Genomic DNA, 18,331 nt, shown 5'->3' on the forward strand with positions numbered 1-18,331 from the left:
CTCTCTGTGTACCGTACCGGCTCTGACCACGAGAGTTTCGTAGATGGACTCACTCCGTCAAGGGGGGACCCACCAGGTGACCCGGTTGCGGTCAGCGCGTGAAGCGGGCCGCCACGTCGGGGCGCCGCGCGAGCCGCTCCGGGTAGCCGGGGCCCATCCGCGGGCGGGTGTCCGCCGCCGTCATCGGCTCGCCGCAGTCCGCGCAAACCACCGCCGCCTCGGCGACGTGCCCGCAGCGGTCGTGCTCGAAGACGACGGGCGGTCCGTCCTCCCCGGAGAGCCAGCGGTTGCCCCACGCGTTCATCGCGGCGAGCACGCCGAAGAAGTCGCGGCCCTTCTCGGTGAGCACGTAGTCGTGGCGGACCGGCGCCGTGTCGTAGACGCGCTTCTCCATCAGGCCCTCGTCGACGAGGCGCCGCAGCCGCTCCGCGAGCGTGGTGCGGGCGATCCCGAGCTCCTGCTGGAAGACGTCGAAGCGGGTGATGCCGTAGAACGCCTCGCGCAGCACGAGCGGCGTCCACCAGTCACCCAGGAGGTCCATGGTGCGGGCGATGGAGCAGGGCCAGTCGGCAAAGGATGTGCGCCTCATGGGGCCAGGATACGGAGCGCGCCTCAGTAGGTCCCTGTACGAGACCCAGCACGTGATGTGCGCCATGAAACCTCCGGACCCGCTTGTCGGCCGCCCCGTGAACTGATCAGCTGGCAGTCCGCGACGCACCGCTTGGGAGGCCCTGTTGTTCACGTCCGTGGACGATGTCACCGCACGTCTGGCCGAGACCGGCTATCTGGCCTCACCGGCCGTCGCGACCACCGTCTTCCTGGCCGCCAGGCTCGGCAAGCCGCTCCTCGTGGAGGGACCCGCGGGCGTCGGCAAGACCGAGCTCGCCAAGGCCGTCGCCGCGATCAGCGACGCCCGGCTCATCCGGCTGCAGTGCTACGAGGGCGTGGACGAGTCCCGGGCGCTCTACGAGTGGAACCACGCCAAGCAGTTGCTGCGGATCACCGCGGGGCGCGACGAGACGTGGGACCAGACGCGCACGGACATCTTCAGCGAGGAGTTCCTGCTGTCGCGTCCGCTGCTCAGCGCGATCCGCGGCGACGACGCGAAGGTCCTGCTGATCGACGAGATGGACAAGGCCGACGTCGAGGTGGAGGGGCTGCTGCTCGAGGTGCTCTCCGACTTCCAGGTGACGGTGCCGGAGCTGGGCACGATCGAGGCGACCCGTCGGCCGTTCGTCGTCCTGACCTCGAACGCGTCGCGCGAGCTGTCCGAGGCGCTGCGCCGCCGCTGCCTCTTCCTCCACATCGGCTTCCCCGAGGAGGAGTTGGAGCGGCGGATCGTCGCGCTGAAGGTGCCCGAGCTCGACGAGGTGCTCGCGCAGTCCCTCGTCCGGGTCGTGGGCGCGCTGCGCGCCATGGACCTGCGCAAGGTGCCGTCGGTCGCGGAGACCGTCGACTGGGCGCGCACGCTGCTCGCGCTCGGCGCGGACCGGCTCGACGAGGAGGTCGTGCGGGCCTCGCTCGGCGTCGTCCTCAAGCACCAGGAGGACGTGCGGACCGCCGCGGCCAAGCTCGATCTGGACGCCGTGTGAACGCCACCGCGGACCGGGTGACGTCCCTCGTACGGGCGTTGCGCGCGCACGGCGTGCGGATCGGCACCGGCGAGAGCGTGGACGCCGCCCGCGCGGTGGCGGCGCTCGGCCTCGACAACCGGGAGCACATGCGCGAGGGGCTCGCCGCCGCGCTCCTGCACGACCAGGGGCAGCGGGCCGTCTTCGACCCGGTCTTCGATCTGTACTTCCCGCGCGGCATCGGGGCGCCCGGCCGCGACACCGGTCCCGTCGACCGTGACGAGCTGCGCGAGCGGCTCGCTGAGGCGCTGGCCGCCAACGACCGCGCCGCGATGCGCCAGTTGGCCGCCGAGGCGGTGGACGCCTTCGGCGGCTACGACGGCGGCTCCGGCTGGTCCTCGCAGCAGACCCTCGACCGTCTGCGGCCGCAGACGCTGCTGGCGCGGATCATGTCCGGGATCCGGGCGGGCGGCGGCCGGGCGGGTGCGTTCACCGACCGGATCGAGGCCGACGAGATCCGCCGCCGCATCGAGGAGTTCCGTGCGCAGGTGCGCGGGGAGGCCCGGCGCCGGGTCGCCGAGGCGCGCGACCGCGACGAGATCGCCCGCCGGATGCCCGTACAGACCCCGGACCGGACCCTGTTCCTCTACGCGGGCAAGGACCAACTGGCCGAGCTGAGAAGGACCGTTCACCCGCTGGCCCGGATACTCGCCACGCGGCTCGCGGCCCGGCGGCGGCGTGCGGCGCGCGGGCACATCGACCTGCGGCGCACACTGCGCGGCTCGCTGTCGACCGGCGGCGTGCCGATGCGCCCCGTGCTGCGCAAGCGGCGCCCGTCGCGCCCCGAACTGGTGCTGCTCTGCGACGTGTCGGGGTCGGTGGCGGGGTTCGCGAACTTCACGATGCTGCTGGTGCAGGCGCTGCACGACCAGTTCAGCAAGATCCGCGTCTTCGCCTTCGTCAACCGGATCGACGAGGTCACCGGCCTCATCGCGCAGGGCGCCGCCGACCCGGAGGGCCTGAGCGCACGGATCACGGCCGAGGCGGCGCTGACCGGCTGGCACGGCAGCAGCGACTACGGGACGTCGCTCGGCGAGTTCGTGGAGCGCTACGAGGCGGCGATCACCCCGCGCACCTCCGTGTTCGTCCTCGGCGACGCCCGCAACAACCAGCAGGACCCGAACCTGCCCGCGCTGCGCCGCATCACGCGCGCCGCCCGCCGCACGTACTGGCTGAACCCGGAGTCGCGCGCCCAGTGGGACACCGGTGACTCGGCGGCCGGGGTGTACGGCGAGGTCGTGGAGATGTACGAGTGCCGCAACGCACGGCAGTTGAGCGCTCTGGTGGGACGCCTGTTGCCGGTATGACGGACGGCTACAGGGGGCGGTTCGGCCAGTCCAGGAGTCGGGCGCCGATCACCGCGGTCTGCAGGGTGTAGCGGGAGACCGGGTCGGCCGGGTCGGCGCCGGTCAGTTTGTGGATGCGGTCCAGGCGGTAGGTGAGCGCGCGCACGCTCAGCGCGAGCCGCCGGGCCGCCTCGGCGGCGACGCACCCCGAGTCGAAGTACGCGGTGAGCGTGTCGATGAGGGGCTGGGCGCCGCCGCGGGCCCGCTGCAGCGGGCCGAGCGCGGTGCTCACCAGGTCCGCCATCGCCTGCCGGTCCCGCGTGAGCACCGGGTAGACGAGGAGGTCGGCAGCGCGCAGCACCGGGTCGTCGAACTCCAGGCGTTCGGCGAGTTCGAGGGTGCTGAGGGCTTCCTCGTAGGACTGCACGACACCGCCGGGCCCGTGCTGGGGCCGGCCGATCGCGACGTGTCCGCCGTCGGTGGCGGCGTAGGCCTGCTTGGCGAAGAAGGCGAGGATCTCGTCCTGGTCGCCGGGGGCCACGCAGACGAGCCGGCCGTCCTTGGTGGTGAGCAGGATGTCGCGGTCGCCGAACCGGCTGATCATGGCCTGCTCCACGGCGCGGGCCACGCTGTCGCCCTCGTCGTACGCGAACTCGCCCTCGGCGACCGCGACGGCGTGCTCGTGGGAGAGCCGCAGGCCGAACCGTTCGGCGCGCTCGGCGAGCTGGCCGACGTCGCTGCGGCCGTAGAGCAGGTCGTCGATGAACTCGCGGCGGGCCGCCTCCTCCTGCCGCATGGCCTGGCGCTGGGCGCGCTCATAGCCTTCGACGAAGGCGTCCAGGGCCTGTTCGACGGCGGCCATCACCCCGGCCGGGGCGACGGCGCCCGACGGCCAGTTCGTCCGGGCGTCGGCGAGGTGCGCGGCGACCAGGGTGCGCAGCGCACAGCCGGCGTCGGCGGCCTGCTCGCCGAGCGCGCGGCGTCCGGCGAGCTCGTCGCGGGTGAGGCGGCGGCCGGTGGCGGAGGCGTCGGCGAGCAGGGCGGCGTACCCGTCCAGGAAGCGGTCGGGTATGTCGTTCTCGGCCATGAGCGCCCTCGCTGTCGTGCTGTGTCGGCCCCGTCTTTTTAACGCACCGTTGACGGGGACGATCGTGCGGGGGCCCTCGGTTCGCCTGTTCACGGGCGTTGTGCGTGGCGTGCCACGGAGTTGGCGAGGGTGTGGCGGGGGTCGGTGGCGCGGCTGATGGCGGACTCGACGGCGGCGACCCGGTCGGCGAGCAGCCCGAGGGCGGCGACGGCGCGCACCACGGGGTCGCCGTCGGCGCCGCCGAGGGTGTGGGTGCGGACGTACCCGGCCTTCACCTCGCGCCACCGCTCGGCCTGCGCCGCGCCGAGCCGGCCGCGGAGCTCGGCGAGCTTGAGGAGGTTGGCCTCGGCGCCGGTGGTGAGCGTCTGGGCCTCGCCCGCGTAGTGGTCGTCGAGGACGGCGGCCAGCTCCGCGGCGTTCAGTGCGGGGTCGATCCGGGCGGCGATCTTGTTCATGTTGCGGTACGAGCCCTGGAGCAGGAACGGCGGCTCGGTACGGGCGTCGTCGGACTGCGCGGCCGAGGCGATGTAGGCGGCGTTGACGGCGAGGACCGTGTCCCGGGCGGCGAGTAGGTGGCGCAGCACGGCGACGATACGTTCGGTCTCGGCGGGCTCGTAGGGGTGGGCGAGGCGGTCGGCGCGGGCGTCCGGGTCGTCCTGGGCGAGCCGCAGGAGGATCTCCAGATCGGCGCGGTCCCGGCCGGCGAGCGGGGCGAGGTGCGGGTTGGCGGTGAGCGCGTTCTCGACGAAGCTCAGCGCGAAGACGTCCTCCTTGCCGGTGAGCACGTCGCCGAGGTTCCACACGTCGGCGCGGTTGGCGAGCATGTCGGGGATGCGGAAGCGCTGCCCGGACTCGGTGTACGGGTTGCCGGCCATGCACACCGCGAACCGCTTCCCGCGCAGGTCGTGGCTGCGCGGCTCGCCCTGCCACACGCCGTCCATGCGGCGCTGTCCGTCGCACAGGGCGATGAACTTCTGGAGCAGTTCGGGCGAGGTGTGCTGGATGTCGTCGAGGTACAGCAGGACGTTGTTGCCGGCCTCCAGGGCGAAGTTGACCTTCTCGATCTCCTGGCGGGCGGTGACGTTCGGGGCCTGCGCGGGGTCGAGCGAGGTGACGTCGTGGCCCAGGGCGGGGCCGTCGACCTTCACGAGGAGCATGCCGAGCCGGTCGGCGACGTACTCGACGAGGGTCGTCTTGCCGTAGCCGGGCGGCGAGATCAGCAGCAACAGGCCGCCGGCGGTGCCGAGCTGCTTGGCGAGGCTGTCGCCGATCAGCGGGAGGTACACCTCGTCGACGAGGCGGCTGCGCACGAAGGTGGGCAGCACGTGCGGCCGGTGCTCGGCGAGCCGCAGCCGCTCGTGCTCGGCGGCGACGAGCGAGGTGCGCAGCCGCTGGTAGGCGCGGAAGCCGGGGACGATCCGCTCCCGGAAGTCCCGGGTGCGGGCGAGGAGTTCGTCGAGGCGGAAGGTGAGGCGGCGGCCCTCGACGCGGGCGTGGGTGCCGAGGAGTCCTTCGACGGTGGCGGTGAGCGGGGCGTCGGCGTCGTGCCGGGGGAGGTCGGGGCAGAGTTCGAGCGCCACGGCCTCCGGGAGGTCCCCCGCGTCGTCCCCCGCGGCGGCCGCGTACGCGCTCAGCCATGCCTCGACGAGGGAGCGGCGGGTTGCGAGGTCGGGGACGGCGGCGAGATCGTCCTCGTAGGCCGAACTGTCCACGGCGCGGCGGAACTTGTCGAGGAAGGTGCGGGCGCCGGCGGAGGTGACGAATCCGGCGGGTCCTGTGGTGAGCTCCTCGAAGAGGTAGGTGGCGATGTCGCGGGAGTCCGGGGCGGCGTGTGCCGCGCCGCAGCGGACGGAACGGGCCCCGGCCGCCGCGTCGTCGGCGCCCGGGCCGGGCCCGCGCCGCTCCCCCGGCGCCGTGTCGTCGAGGGATCCGATCCGCACCGCGAGCTCCGCGCACCAGTCGTCGATGGCGGGCGCGAGCCCGAACGTGTCGCGGGCGCGGGCCAGGGAGACGGCGCGCCTGGCCCAGGCTTCACGCTCGTCCGCGGTCGTCCCGTGCGCCCAGAAGAGCTGGGCGGCGGCGCGCACGGCCGGGGCGTGGCGGAGCAGTCCCGCGCCGGCGTGCAGGCGCAGCAGCGCGGTGAGGATCGTGGTGGCGTCGTGGTCGTGGACGCCGCGTTCGTAGCCCTCGTCGTACGCGTCCTCGGCGGCGGCGCGCACCAGGGCGGCGAGGTCGTCGCGGGCGAGCAGGTCCTCGGCGCCGTGCTCGGCGAGCAGCCGGGCGGCGAGGTGTTCGGCGCGGTAGACGTCGCTGTTCTCGGAGGGCAGCGACTGGCCCCAGTAGGCGCGGAGCCCGGCGAACTCCGGGTCGTCGACGGGGGCGCGGTAGTCGGTGCCGGTGAGCGCGTACGCCATGCCGTCGGCGCCGTGCGGGACGAGGGCGAGTTCGGGCTGCCGGGTGTTGACCGCGATGCGGTGGCGGCCGAGGCGCAGCGTGGTGCCGCCGTCGGCGTACAGCTCGGTGCGGTCGCGCAGGGCGCGCAGGGCGTCCTGGCGGGCGACGGCGAGCCGGCCGTCGAGTTCGTCGGCGCGGACCTGGTCGTCACGGTCGCGCAGGGCGTCGATCGTACGGCGTACCTTGGCGACCATCGGGTCGGAGGCCAGGAACGTGCTGATCTCCTCGAACGAGCCGAGGTCGGCGAGGCGCCGGGCGACCGTCTCCAGGATGCGGTACGCGGACGTGGCGAGGCGTTCGGTGTGCCGGGCGCGGGCGTCGGCGAGGGTCTGCTTGCGGGCGGCGAACGCCTCGCGGATCTCGACGCGCTTGGCGTCGAGGTCGGCGAGGAAGTCGTCGCTCTCGGCGAAGCGGCCATCCAGGTTCTCCAACTGAAGCAGCACGCGCGCCAGTTGGTCGTCGCACGCCTCGGGGGTGGTGGCCGCGGCGAGGGCTCCGGTGACGGCCTGGCCGAGCAGCGAGAACTCGGCGGCGAACTCGGCGCGCCCTTCGTGGACGGCGAGTTCGCGGCGGCGGGCGTCGAGGGTGGCGCGGGCCCGGTTGACGCCGGCGAGGGCTTCGGCGATGCGTTCCAGGACGTCGGCGCGGACGGTGGCGTCGTCGACGTCGAGGCCGCCGACGACGTCGGTGACGGTCCGCAGCTGCTCGGCGAGTTCGGTGACGCGCTCGGCGAGCGGCGCGGCCTGTGCGGTGGTGGCGAGCTGCTCCGCCTGCCCGGTGAGTCCGTCGAGCTCCGCGTGGTGGTCGGCGAGGGCGTCGGGCCTGGCCAGGAAGGCGACGGCGCGGGCGCCCGCGGACGCGAGATCGCCGGTGAGCTGCTCGTCGAGGGCGTCGATGCGCTCGACGTCGGCGTACCGCAGCTCCTTGAGAGTGAGCAACTGCCCCTGGGCGCGGCGCAGTTCGGTGAGCCGTTCGACCCATTCGTGCGCGCTGCGCGGCGCCTCGCCGCGGATCCGGCGGACGAGCGCGGTGACGCGTGCGGCGGCCTCGTCGAGGGCGTCGGCGGCCTTGCGGGTGAGGGCGCGCACGGTCGCGTACTCGGTGACGATCTGGGCGGCGGTCGTCCGCAACTCCGTGACCGGGCCGCGCAGTTCGTCCAGCCACGGGTAGGTGTCGGTGACGCGCTCGCAGGCCGCGGCGAGGGCTTCGTAGGCGGTGGTGGTGGGGGTTGCGGCGGCTTCCTGGACCGTGCGGACGAGGGAGAGGCAGTCGGCGATACCGCGCACCAGCTCGGCGTTGCCGATGCGGGCCAGCTCCGGGTCCCCCTCGCCCGCTCGGGTCTCGTACGTGTCGGCGGTGAACGGTGTCGCCCAGGTCTGCACCGCGTGGGTGCGGGTGGGTTCGCCGGACGGGTCCGTGCGCAGCAGGACGAGGGTGCCGTCGTCGAAGAGGGCGTGGCCGCGGCCGGTGAGCGGGGTGGCGATCTCCTTGCGGATGAGGTGGTAGGGCAGCAGCAGGGTGCGGCCCGCGGCGCGGGCCCGGAAGACGTAGAGGACGTCCTCGCCGCCGGGGGCGCGGACGGTGCGCTCGTAGACGAGGTCCGTGGTGTCGACGGCGTCGAACGTCTTGTGGGCGCCGGCGGCCAGGCAGTAGCCGCCGGGGAAGACGACGCCCTGTGCGTCGGGCAGCACCCGGCACGCCTGCCCGATGCCGTCGAGGCGGACGACGGACTTGGTGAGGGTGTTGAAGACCAGGTGCCGGTCGGCGCTCTCCTTGTAGGGGCGCACCCGCAGCAGGATCAGCGGGCCAACGCGGGCGTACGCGACGGCGGCGTCGGCGAGCGACTGGAGCGGTTCGTCGACGGGCTCGGAGTGGATGCCGCCGGCCGTCTCGGTGTCGTCCTCGGTCTTGACGGTGAGGCTGCCGCCGACGGTGGCGACGAAGATCTCGCCCTCGACGCGGACGTGCGGGTGGCGGCCGAGGACGTGGTCCTCACGGGTGGTCTCCCGCCAGGTGACGTCGTGGGCGGGCGGCCGTACGTCGTCGCGGTCGCCGCGCGCGTCGAGAAACCGGGCGCCGTCGCGCGCGTCGAGCTCCCAGCGCAGCACGCGGATGTCGTCGGCCTTGTCGCCGGTCTGGAAGACGGCGAGCAACTTGCCGTCGATCAGCCGGAGTTCGAGGAGGCGGCTGTCGCGGTAGTAGCGGAAGAGGGTGGCGAACTCGGAGCGGAAGGACGGGTCGTCGAGGAGCCCGGGGACGGCGTCGTCGGGCAGCCGCTCCAGGTCCCGGTCCGGGTCCGGGGTGTGCAGGGTGAAGATGTCGCCGACCTCGGGCGTGCCGGTGCCGAGCACGTCGCGCTGGCCGACGAGCAGGGCGCCGCCGACGGCGACGACGTCGCGGGCCAGGCGGGGCGCGTCGGTGCGGACGGCGCCGGTGGCGGTGAGCGTCAGCCCGGTGGAGCCGAACGCGGCGCTGCGCCGGTCGTTCAACTCGCCCGCGCGGGCCGCCAGTTCGCGGGACTGCGCGGCGAGCCGGTCGCGCAGCACCTCGTACGTGCCCTCGTCCACGCCCGTGTCCATGTGCGGGATCCCTCTCGTGCTGATGGTGGTACGACGATGTGGCCGGGGCCGCCGACCCCCGTACGGCAACCCCGGCCGGTCTGTGCGGTCAGCTGCGGACTGCGCCGTTCAGCTGGCCGAGCGGCAGGTCGGCGACGCCCAACTGACCTGCCTTGTCGAGGAGTTCACGCAGCTGTCCGGCCTGGTCGGCCGCGCCGTTGTTCATCATCTTCATCAGCAGCGCGGAGACGGTGAGGTGCTGCACGTCGGCCGTGGAGACCGAGCCGAGGATCTTGCCGATGTCCTCGGTGAAGCTCGCCGAGCCGTCCAGCCACGGCCCGGCGAGGGTCTGGGCGGTCTGCGAGTTCTGCACGAAGCTGTCGACGCCCTTGCCGAGCGCGATGGAGGACACGAGCCGGTCGAAGAAGACGGTCTCGCCGCCGACGATGTTGATGTCGGCGTTCTCCAGGCCGGTCGCGATGACGGTGGCCTGTGCCTCGGCGACCTGCCGCTGCACGTCGATGCCCGCGAGCCGGATCTCCTTCTCGGCCTGGAGCCGCAGCCGGTACTCCTCGTGGCCGCGGGACGCCTCGTCGAGGGCGGCCATGGCGACGGCCTTCTGGCTGATGCCCTCGGCCTCCGCCTTGAGCTTCTCGCCGATCGCGGTGGCCTCGGCCAGCGCCTTGGCGCGGGCGCCCTCGGCCTCGGCGCGCAGCCGTGCCTCGGTGTTCTCGGCCTCGATCTTCCCGGCCTTCTGGGCGACGTCGGCCTGCCGGTCGCGCACCTTCACCTCGGCCAGGCCCACAGCCGCCGCCTCCGCCTGGATTCCGGGGGCCAGCTTCAACTTGGCCTGCGCCGTCAGGTCGGCCGCCTTCAACTCGGCCTCGGCAAGAGTGAGTTGCTCGGCCGCGCGGTGGGTGGCGGCCTGCTCGGCGGCCTCCGCGGCCTTGATGTCCTTGACCAGCTTCTCCTGCGCCTCGGCCTCCGCCGCGATGACGATGGCCTGCCGGTCGCGCTCGGCCGCCTCGACCGCGCGCAGCTTCTTGATGGACTCCTCCTGCTCGGCGACCGTCCGGTCGACGGCGACGCGCTCGCGGACGACCTCGGCGATCTCCCGCTTCTCCGCCTCGACCTCCTTGTCGGCGGCGATCTTCGTCAGCTGGGTCTCCCGCTCGCGGGCGATGACTTCGAGGAGGCGGTCCTTCTCGATGCGCTCGTTCTCGACGGCGATGACGCGCTCGCGGTTCTTCTGGGCGACGGCGACCTCGCGGGCCTGGTTCTCGCGCTGCACCCCGAGCTTCTCCTCGGTGGCGAGGAACGCGCCCTGAGACCGCAGCCGCTCCTCCTCCACGACGCGCGCCGTCTCGGCCTCCTCGCGGGCCCGCACGGTGTCGATCTCGCGCTTCTGCTTGATCTCGGCGTCGGCCTGGCGGCGCTCCAGTTCGAGGATGGTCTCCCGGGCGTCGACGTTCTGCCGGGTGATCTCCTTCTCCTCGGTGCGCTGGAACTCGTTGGTCTTCACGTGCTCGATCGCCGTCAGCTCGGTGATCTTGCGGATGCCCTGGGCGTCGAGGACGTTGTGCGGGTCGAGCTGGGAGAGCGGCGTCTGCTCCAGGTAGTCGATCGCCGCGTCCTCCAGGTGGTAGCCGCTCAGGTCGACCCCGATGACCTCGATGATCTTGAAGCGGAGTTCCTCGCGCTTGGTGTAGAGGTCGGTGAAGTCCATCTGCTTGCCGACGGTCTTCAGCGCCTCGGAGAACTTCGCGTGGAACAGTTCCTGGAGCGTCTTCTGGTCACTGGCGCGTGCGGTGCCGACCGACTGGGCGACCCGGATCACGTCGTCGACGGTCTTGTTGACCTTCACGAAGAACGAGATGCGGATGTCGGCCCGGATGTTGTCCCGGCAGATCAGGCCGTCGCGGCCGGTGCGGGTGATCTCGATGGCCTTCACCGAGATGTCCATGACCTCGGCCTTGTGCAGCACCGGGAGGACGACCTGACCGGTGAAGGTGACGTCCACCTTGCGCATCTTCGAGACGATCAGCGCCTTGCCCTGCTCCACCTTGCGGAACAGCCTGGTGAACACGAGCAACATGACGGCGAGAGCGAGCAGGACAACGACGGCGGACACGCCGATGCCCACGGTGGTGGCATCCATGCTGAAATCCTTTGGATACGGGGGCAGTTGGCACCCCGAGAAGAAGATGAGAGAACGGGCTCGGGACGGAGGCGGCCGCGCCGCACACGCCTACCGGTGCCCGGGACCGCCTGCTGTGCGGACCGTGGAAGAGGTGCCGGTGCCGTGCGACGACGGCCCGGGTTCGTCGGGAGCGCGCAGGTCCGAGGGGCACGCCGCCGGATACGAGCCGTACCTCCTGATGCCCCTGGTGTTCCTGGTGTTCCTGCTGCCCGTGGCGTCGATGGCATCCTCGACCGGGCCGTTGTCGACGGCGTCCTCGACCGCGCCGTTCGCGGGGAACTCCCCCATTCCTCCGCCCCCCCTCACCGCTGCGCCCGGCTCCACCCCGGCACCGGCCCTCGCTTCCGAAGACCGGCACCGGGGCTTGGCCCCCGTTTCTGCCGCGCTCATCGTGACGCGGCGCCGCTGTCCGGCGCATTGCCGTGTTCCGGCAATCTTTACGCGGCCTTGATGCCGGTGAGCCACACCTGCCCCGGCCGGCCGCGCGGCTCACCCGAGCGTCATGGGGATCCGCTCCGCCACCTTCCCCAGTGCCGCCCGCTCCGCCGCGTCGGGTGCGCGCCGCCCCGTTCCGACGAGCAGCGCGTCCGTGTCGGAGAACGCGGCGGGGAACGGCGCGCCCGCGATCGCCTCCAGCAACTCCCGTGCCCTGCCAAGACCTTCGGCCGAAGGACGGGCCGCGGCCGGGAGTCCGGCGACGAGGTCGAGGTGGTGCAGGGTCCATTCGAGGACGTACGCGTCGAGGTAGTCGCCCGCCGTCAGCACCTCGCCCTGCGTACCGACCCGCAGTGCCGGATCCGCGAGCCGCGCCGCGCGCCCCGCGGCGGAGCCGACGTCGTCGAGGTGGAACTTGAGCAGTGCCGGGTCCTGGTAGGCAGCGGCGAGCCGCACCGTGAGCGCGGCGAGCGGGTCCTCGTCGCCGGGCCGGTGCTCGTCGATGGTCCAGTACGTCACCGCGTCCCGGGTCGGCTCGGTGTCCGCGGGCGTGACGAGGGTGATCAGCACGTCCTGCGCGTCGATGACGAGGTGGCACACCAGGTCCCGGACGAGCCATCCGGCGCACCCGGACGGCCGCGCGAAGTCCGCGTCCGCCAGGTTCTCCACGGTGGCCAGCAGTTCGCTCCATGTACGTGAGAAGAGATCCACGCGAGCACGCTACGCGGACGGGCGCGCGGCGGCCGGTCCCTCATGCTCCCCGCGCGTCCAGGGCGTCCGGGGCGTCCGCCAGGCAGGCCGGATGGAGCGCGATCGCCGTTCGCGGATCCCGTACGTCGTGGGCCGAGAGCGCGGCGGTCCTGCCCAGGCGGTGCGGCAGCGTGTTCCGGTGGATGCGCAGCCGCTCGGCGGTGCGCACCAGGTGGCAGCCGCACTCCGCCCAGGCGATCAGCCTCGCCCGGGTGTCGCTCCAGTCGGGCGCTCGCGCGGCCCGCCGAGGAGAGCGGGCGGCGGCGTGCCGGGCGCGCTCGCACCGGGTGGCCGCGGCCACCCGGTGCGGGAACCGCAGCTCGCGCACGGTGTGCACGCGGGCCGCGGGGTCGAGCACCGGGCCGATGCCGAGCGCCGCGAGCGCGCCCCGGTACGCGTCGTGCAGTCCGGCGACACCGGCGCCCGGTTCGCCCAGTGCCACCCGGGACACGGCCCCGTGGCGCCCGGCGATCAGGTCGGTCAACAGGGCGCCGCGCTCGGCGGGTTCGCCGTCCGCGCCGCGGGCCACGTGCAGCACCCCGTACCGACCCGCGGCGATCTCGCCCGCCACGTCCTCGCCGCCCGGGAACACCTCGCCACCGGGCACAACATGCTCGGCCTGCTGCCGGCCCGGCCACGGCCACGGCCACGGGGCGGCTGATCGCGCACCTGGTGACCGGCGCGGCGGAGCCGAAGCTCGTACGGCGTGTCGACCCGGCGCGATCGGCCCGGCGGGCACGGGTCGCGGCCCGACGTGTCCCTCACGGTTTTCGCGATCGCAACGGATCGACGTAGGGTCCGCAGGCAGCACCCTTCGTGAAAGGCGGTGCCGTCCCCCATGCCCACCAGCGCTTCACCGGCCGTCGGCCGCGCCCTGGACATCCTGCTCCACCTGTCCAGCCGCCCCGGCCCGGTGCGCGCCCCCGCGCTCGCCGCCGACCTGGGGATTCCGCGGTCCAGCATCTATCACATCCTCACCGTTCTGGTGGACCGCGGATTCGTCACGTACATCCCGGAGGGGCAGCTGTACGGGCTCGGGGTCTCCGCCTTCGAGGTCGGCTCGGCCTATCTGCGGCACGAGCCGCTCGAACGGCTCGCCCGGCCGCTGGTGCGCGCGCTCGCCCAGCAGCTGGGGCAGCCCGTGCACCTGGGCGTGCTGCACGGGACGGAGAGCGTCTATCTGCTGAAGGAACTGCCGTCCGCCTCGCACGCGCCGGAACCCGCGCCCGAGCTCGTCACCGACGTCGGGGTGCGGCTGCCCGCCCATCTCACCGCGAACGGCCGCGCCCTCCTGGCCCACTCGTCGCCCGCTCAGGTGCGCGCGCTGTTCCCCGCGGGGCCGCTGCTCACCAGGACGGGGCGCGGGCCGCGCACCCCGGCCGAGCTGCGCCGCGGGCTCGCCGTGGAGCGGGAGCGCGGCTGGTCGGAGGAGGTCGAGCTGGTGTCGGAGGGGATGCGGTCGCTGGCCGCGCCCGCCTTCGACCACCTCGGGCAGCCGGTCGCGGCCCTGTCCACGACGTGGCGGCGGTCCGCCGGACGGCACGGCGTGGAGGAGATCGCGGAGCGGCTGCAGCGCGCCGCCGCCCGCCTGACCGCCGCGATGCTCGGGCACTCCCCGTCCTGACGTGCCGACCTTCTCCGCCGGAAGCCTTTCGTTCCTGCGCACGCCGACCACAATCCGTCTCGGATCCGAGACATGTTCACCGCTGTACTGGTCCGGGTCTGTCTCGTCTTCTGTGATGTCGGAGCACGAGCCGTCCCGCGCCGGGACGGTGATCCACCCCGCTCTGCGTCATCTGGAGGTCTCATGACCAGCTCCGCTCCCCGCCCCGTCCGCGCCCCGCGCGGCACCGAGCTCAACACCCTGGGGTGGCAGCAGGAGGGCGCCCTGCGGATGCTCATGAACAACCTCGACGCCGAGGTCGCCGAGCACCCGGACAAGCTGGTCGTGTACGGCGGCACCGGCAAGGCGGCCCGGTCCTGGGAGGCGTACGACGCGATCGTGCGCACGCTGAAGACGCTCAAGGACGACGAGACGCTGCTCGTCCAGTCCGGCAAGCCGGTCGGCGTGCTGCGCACCAACGAGTGGGCGCCGCGCGTGCTGCTCGCCAACTCCAACCTCGTCGGTGACTGGGCGAACTGGGAGGAGTTCCGCAAGCTGGAGGCCGAGGGTCTGACGATGTACGGCCAGATGACGGCCGGTTCGTGGATCTACATCGGTTCGCAGGGCATCGTCCAGGGCACGTACGAGACCTTCGGCGCCGTCGCCCGCAAGAAGTTCGACGGGACGCTCGCCGGGACCATCACCCTGACCGCCGGTCTCGGCGGCATGGGTGGTGCCCAGCCGCTGGCCGTGACCATGAACGAGGGCGTCGCGATCTGTGTCGACGTCGACGAGACGCGCGTCGACCGCCGCATCGGCACCCGCTACCTCGACGTCAAGGCCGACAACCTGGACCACGCCCTGGAGCTGGCGGTCAAGGCCCGTGACGAGCGCCGCGGCCTGTCCATCGGTGTCGTCGGCAACGCCGCCGAGATCTTCCCGGAGCTGCTGCGCCGCGGTGCCCCGATCGACATCGTGACCGACCAGACCTCGGCCCACGACCCGCTGGCCTACCTGCCGGTCGGCATCTCGGTCGAGGACTGGGACAAGGAGCGCGAGGCGGACCCGGCCGGCTTCACCGAGAAGGCCCGCCACTCGATGCGCCTGCACGTCGAGGCCATGGTCGGCTTCCTCGACCAGGGCAAGGAGGTCTTCGACTACGGCAACTCGATCCGTGACGAGGCCCGCAAGGCCGGCTACGACCGCGCCTTCGACTTCCCCGGCTTCGTCCCGGCGCACATCCGGCCGCTGTTCGAGGAGGGCCTCGGCCCGTTCCGCTGGGCCGCCCTCTCCGGCGACCCGGAGGACATCGCCAAGACGGACAAGGCGATCAAGGAGCTGTTCCCGGAGAACAAGCACCTGCACCGCTGGCTGGACATGGCCGCCGAGCGCATCTCCTTCGAGGGTCTGCCGGCCCGTATCTGCTGGCTGGGCTACGGCGAGCGCCACCTCGCGGGTCTCAAGTTCAACGAGATGGTCGCCAGCGGCGAGCTCTCCGCCCCGGTCGCCATCGGCCGCGACCACCTCGACTCGGGCTCGGTCGCGTCCCCGTACCGCGAGACCGAGGCCATGAAGGACGGCTCGGACGCGATCGCCGACTGGCCGCTGCTGAACGCCCTGGTCAACACCTCCTCGGGCGCCACGTGGGTCTCCCTGCACCACGGTGGCGGCGTCGGCATGGGCCGCTCCATCCACGCCGGTCAGGTCTGTGTCGCCGACGGCACCGAGCTCGCCGCCCGCAAGATCGAGCGCGTGCTCACCAACGACCCGGCGATGGGTGTCATCCGCCACGTCGACGCCGGGTACGAGCACGCGGCCGACGTCGCCGCCGAGCGCGGTGTGCGGGTGCCGATGCGCGAGGGCGACGACGCGTGACGGTTCCCGACCGTGCGGCCGCTCCGTGGACGGGCCGCGACGACGGCCCCGACGCGGAGCTGCGCCGCTGGCACCACGTCGTCCGTACGACTCCCGCGGAGAGCTGGTCGGACGTCGTGTTCGCGGGGTTCGCCTCCGACGAGGGGGTGCGCCGCAACAAGGGCCGCGTCGGCGCCGCCCAGGGACCGGCCGCGCTGCGGGCCGCCCTCGGCGGGCTCGCCCTGCCCGGTGACGCGCCGACCGCCGTCGACGCCGGTGACGTGGTCGTCGCCGACGGCGATCTCGCCGCGGGGCAGGAGCGGCTCGCCGCGCTGATCGCCCCGCAACTGGCCGCGGGCCGCCGCACGTTCGTGCTCGGCGGCGGCCACGCCGTGGGGTACGCGAGCTACCGGGCGCTCGTGCGCAGCGGGCTGCTCGACGGTGGTCGGCGGCTCGGCATTCTCAATCTGGACGCCCACTTCGATCTGCGCGACGACGCGGTGCCGAGCTCCGGCACGCCGTTCCTGCAGATCGCGCGGGACGAACAGGCGGCCGGGCGGCCGTTCCACTACGCGGTGCTCGGCATCAGCCAGCCCGCCAACACGGAACGCCTTTTCGCCACCGCGCGCGACCTCGGGGTGCGGCATCTGCCGGACTCCGCGTGCGGGGTCGACAACCTTGCGGGCGTGGACGGTTTCGTCGACGCCTTCCTCGACGGCTGTGACCTCGTGCATCTCACGGTCGACCTGGACGTGCTGCCGGCCGCCGAGGCGCCCGGGGTGTCCGCCCCGGCCGCGTACGGCGTCCCGACACCGGTGATCGAGCGGGTCTGCACCCGCGTCGCCGCCTCCGGGAAGCTCGCGCTCACCGATGTGGCCGAGCTCAACCCGGCGTACGACGTGGACGCGCGCACCGCCCGCGCGGCCGCCCGTCTCGTGCACCGCACGGCACTGCTGTGGGAGCCGCTCAAGCCCTGAGTCCGGCTCCCGTTCCGGGGCGGCGGCCGCCCTCACGGCCGCCGCCCCACCCTTCCCAGCCTTTCCCCCTGTCCCCCCGTCCTTCCGCTCCACCTGGAGGTGCATGCATGGCACTCTCGCAGCAGCTCGACACCGACGGCACGACCCGAGAACCGGCGTCGGGCGGCTCCCCCAGAGCCTCCGCCTCCAGCTCCCACGACGAACCCGTCACGAAGTTCCACTGGCGCGTCACCGCGACGACGTTCGGCGCGAACTTCTCCGACGGCTACGCGCTCGGCATCATCGGCGCGGCGCTGCCCGTCCTGACCGACACGATGCATCTGTCGGGCGTCTGGCAGGGCCTGCTCGGGGCGTCCGCGCTGATCGGTCTCTTCTTCGGCTCGATCCTGCTGGGCGGGCTCGCCGACCGGATCGGCCGGCAGAAGCTCTACGTCGCGAACTTCATCCTCATCACGATCGCGTCGGCGGCGCAGCTGTGGGCCCACGACCCGACGACGCTGTTCGTGCTTCGGCTGCTGATCGGCTTCGGGCTCGGGGCCGACTACGCGGTCGGCCCCACCCTGCTCTCGGAGTTCGCGCCGCACCGGCTGCGCGGGCTGCTGCTCGGCTCGCTGACCGTGCTGTGGACCGTCGGCTACGTCGTCGCGAACGTGCTGGGCACCTTCATTCCGCTGTCCGACTCGGCGGCCCATTGGCTGCTCGCCTCGGGGGCGATTCCCTCCGCGCTGGTCCTGCTGATGCGCATCGGCACGCCGGAGTCGCCGTCCTGGCTGGACAGCGTCGGCCGCCACGAGGAGGCCGCCCGGATCCGCCGCGACTACCTGGGCCAGACCGACGCGCAGCCCGCGACGGCGGTCGCGGCCGAGCCGCCCAAGGCGCGGTACCGGGAGCTGTTCGCCCGCGGTCAGGCCCGTAACACCTGGTTCGGCGTGCTCTTCTACAGCGCCCAGGTACTGCCCTACTTCGCGATCTACACGTTCGTGCCCGCGATCCTCGACGCGCTTCAGATAGGCAACGAGGACGTCGGCTATCTGCTGCTCAACCTGTTCCTGCTGGCCGGCGGTGTACTCGGCCTCTGGCCGGTCTACCGGATGGGACGGCGCCCGTTCACCACCTGGACCTTCCTCGTGATGACCGTGTGCCTCGGTCTGATGGCGGTGCTGTCCGGCGCCTCCGGCTGGTGGCTGATGGTGCCGTTCCTGCTCTACACCTTCATCATGGCGGCGGCCTCCAACATCACCCAGGTCTATCCGGCCGAGCTGTTCCCAACGCCCCTGCGTGGTTCGGGCGTCGGCTTCCTCAACGGCACCAGCCGCATCGCCTCCGCCGTCGGCACCTTCGTGCTGCCGGTCAGCCTGAGCGCCTGGGGAATGGGCTGGTCGATGGCGTGGATGACCGGCGTCCTGGCCATCGGCACCGTCGGCAGCCTCCTGTGGGCCCCGGAGACGAAGGACACCGTCACGGCGGAAGAAATGATCCACTGACCCACACCGCCG

General features: G+C 72.8%; 13 protein-coding genes. 6 read left to right on the plus strand and 7 right to left on the minus strand.

The window, feature by feature from the left end:
* Nucleotides 1-91 precede the first annotated feature (91 nt).
* Nucleotides 92-589: a helix-turn-helix domain-containing protein gene (locus tag J3486_RS13270; RefSeq protein ID WP_207820472.1), complete on the minus strand. Its 498-nt coding sequence runs from the start codon at nt 587-589 to the stop codon at nt 92-94.
* 145 nt (nt 590-734) lie between these two features.
* On the opposite strand from J3486_RS13270, the gene J3486_RS13275 reads away from it, so the two are divergent.
* A complete protein-coding gene (locus tag J3486_RS13275) occupies nt 735-1,592 on the plus strand; it encodes a MoxR family ATPase (RefSeq protein ID WP_207820473.1) in 858 nt (285 codons plus the stop codon).
* Nucleotides 1,589-2,938: a VWA domain-containing protein gene (locus J3486_RS13280; RefSeq protein WP_207820474.1), complete on the plus strand. Its 1,350-nt coding sequence runs from the start codon at nt 1,589-1,591 to the stop codon at nt 2,936-2,938. The genes J3486_RS13275 and J3486_RS13280 overlap by 4 nt, the downstream gene beginning before the upstream one ends.
* A gap of 7 nt (nt 2,939-2,945) precedes the next feature.
* Here J3486_RS13280 and J3486_RS13285 read toward each other — a convergent pair whose 3' ends face one another.
* From J3486_RS13285 to J3486_RS13310, 6 genes are all read right to left on the minus strand, one after another.
* Nucleotides 2,946-4,004 carry a CdaR family transcriptional regulator gene (locus J3486_RS13285; RefSeq protein WP_207820475.1) on the minus strand — a complete coding sequence of 353 codons (1,059 nt, stop codon included), beginning with the start codon at nt 4,002-4,004 and terminating at the stop codon, nt 2,946-2,948.
* 89 nt (nt 4,005-4,093) lie between these two features.
* Nucleotides 4,094-9,037: a DNA repair ATPase gene (locus J3486_RS13290; RefSeq protein WP_207820476.1), complete on the minus strand. Its 4,944-nt coding sequence runs from the start codon at nt 9,035-9,037 to the stop codon at nt 4,094-4,096.
* A gap of 88 nt (nt 9,038-9,125) precedes the next feature.
* The gene (locus J3486_RS13295) at nt 9,126-11,174 is read right to left on the minus strand and encodes a flotillin family protein (protein WP_207820477.1); all 2,049 of its coding nucleotides are present in this window, start codon (nt 11,172-11,174) and stop codon (nt 9,126-9,128) included.
* 90 nt (nt 11,175-11,264) lie between these two features.
* The gene (locus J3486_RS13300; protein ID WP_207820478.1) at nt 11,265-11,504 is read right to left on the minus strand and encodes a hypothetical protein; all 240 of its coding nucleotides are present in this window, start codon (nt 11,502-11,504) and stop codon (nt 11,265-11,267) included.
* A gap of 201 nt (nt 11,505-11,705) precedes the next feature.
* The gene (locus J3486_RS13305; RefSeq protein ID WP_207820479.1) at nt 11,706-12,362 is read right to left on the minus strand and encodes a maleylpyruvate isomerase N-terminal domain-containing protein; all 657 of its coding nucleotides are present in this window, start codon (nt 12,360-12,362) and stop codon (nt 11,706-11,708) included.
* A gap of 40 nt (nt 12,363-12,402) precedes the next feature.
* Nucleotides 12,403-13,008: a CdaR family transcriptional regulator gene (locus tag J3486_RS13310; protein WP_207820480.1), complete on the minus strand. Its 606-nt coding sequence runs from the start codon at nt 13,006-13,008 to the stop codon at nt 12,403-12,405.
* A 231-nt stretch (nt 13,009-13,239) separates the two neighbouring features.
* On the opposite strand from J3486_RS13310, the gene J3486_RS13315 reads away from it, so the two are divergent.
* From J3486_RS13315 to J3486_RS13330, 4 genes are all read left to right on the plus strand, one after another.
* Nucleotides 13,240-14,025, plus strand: a complete 786-nt coding sequence (locus J3486_RS13315) for an IclR family transcriptional regulator (RefSeq protein WP_229377967.1) — start codon at nt 13,240-13,242, stop codon at nt 14,023-14,025.
* Between the two features lie 183 nt (nt 14,026-14,208).
* The gene (gene hutU, locus J3486_RS13320; RefSeq protein WP_207820482.1) at nt 14,209-15,879 is read left to right on the plus strand and encodes a urocanate hydratase; all 1,671 of its coding nucleotides are present in this window, start codon (nt 14,209-14,211) and stop codon (nt 15,877-15,879) included.
* Entirely contained in the window at nt 15,876-16,835 is a 960-nt protein-coding gene (gene hutG, locus J3486_RS13325) for a formimidoylglutamase (RefSeq protein ID WP_207820483.1), read from the plus strand. Before hutU ends, hutG begins: the two co-directional genes overlap by 4 nt.
* Before the next feature lie 107 nt (nt 16,836-16,942).
* Nucleotides 16,943-18,319, plus strand: coding sequence for an MFS transporter (locus J3486_RS13330; protein ID WP_207820484.1), 1,377 nt, complete (start codon nt 16,943-16,945; stop codon nt 18,317-18,319).
* Nucleotides 18,320-18,331: the final 12 nt, after the last annotated feature.

The organism is Streptomyces sp. VRA16 Mangrove soil (assembly GCF_017377775.1).
In the GTDB taxonomy this organism is placed as follows: Bacteria; Actinomycetota; Actinomycetes; order Streptomycetales; family Streptomycetaceae; genus Streptomyces.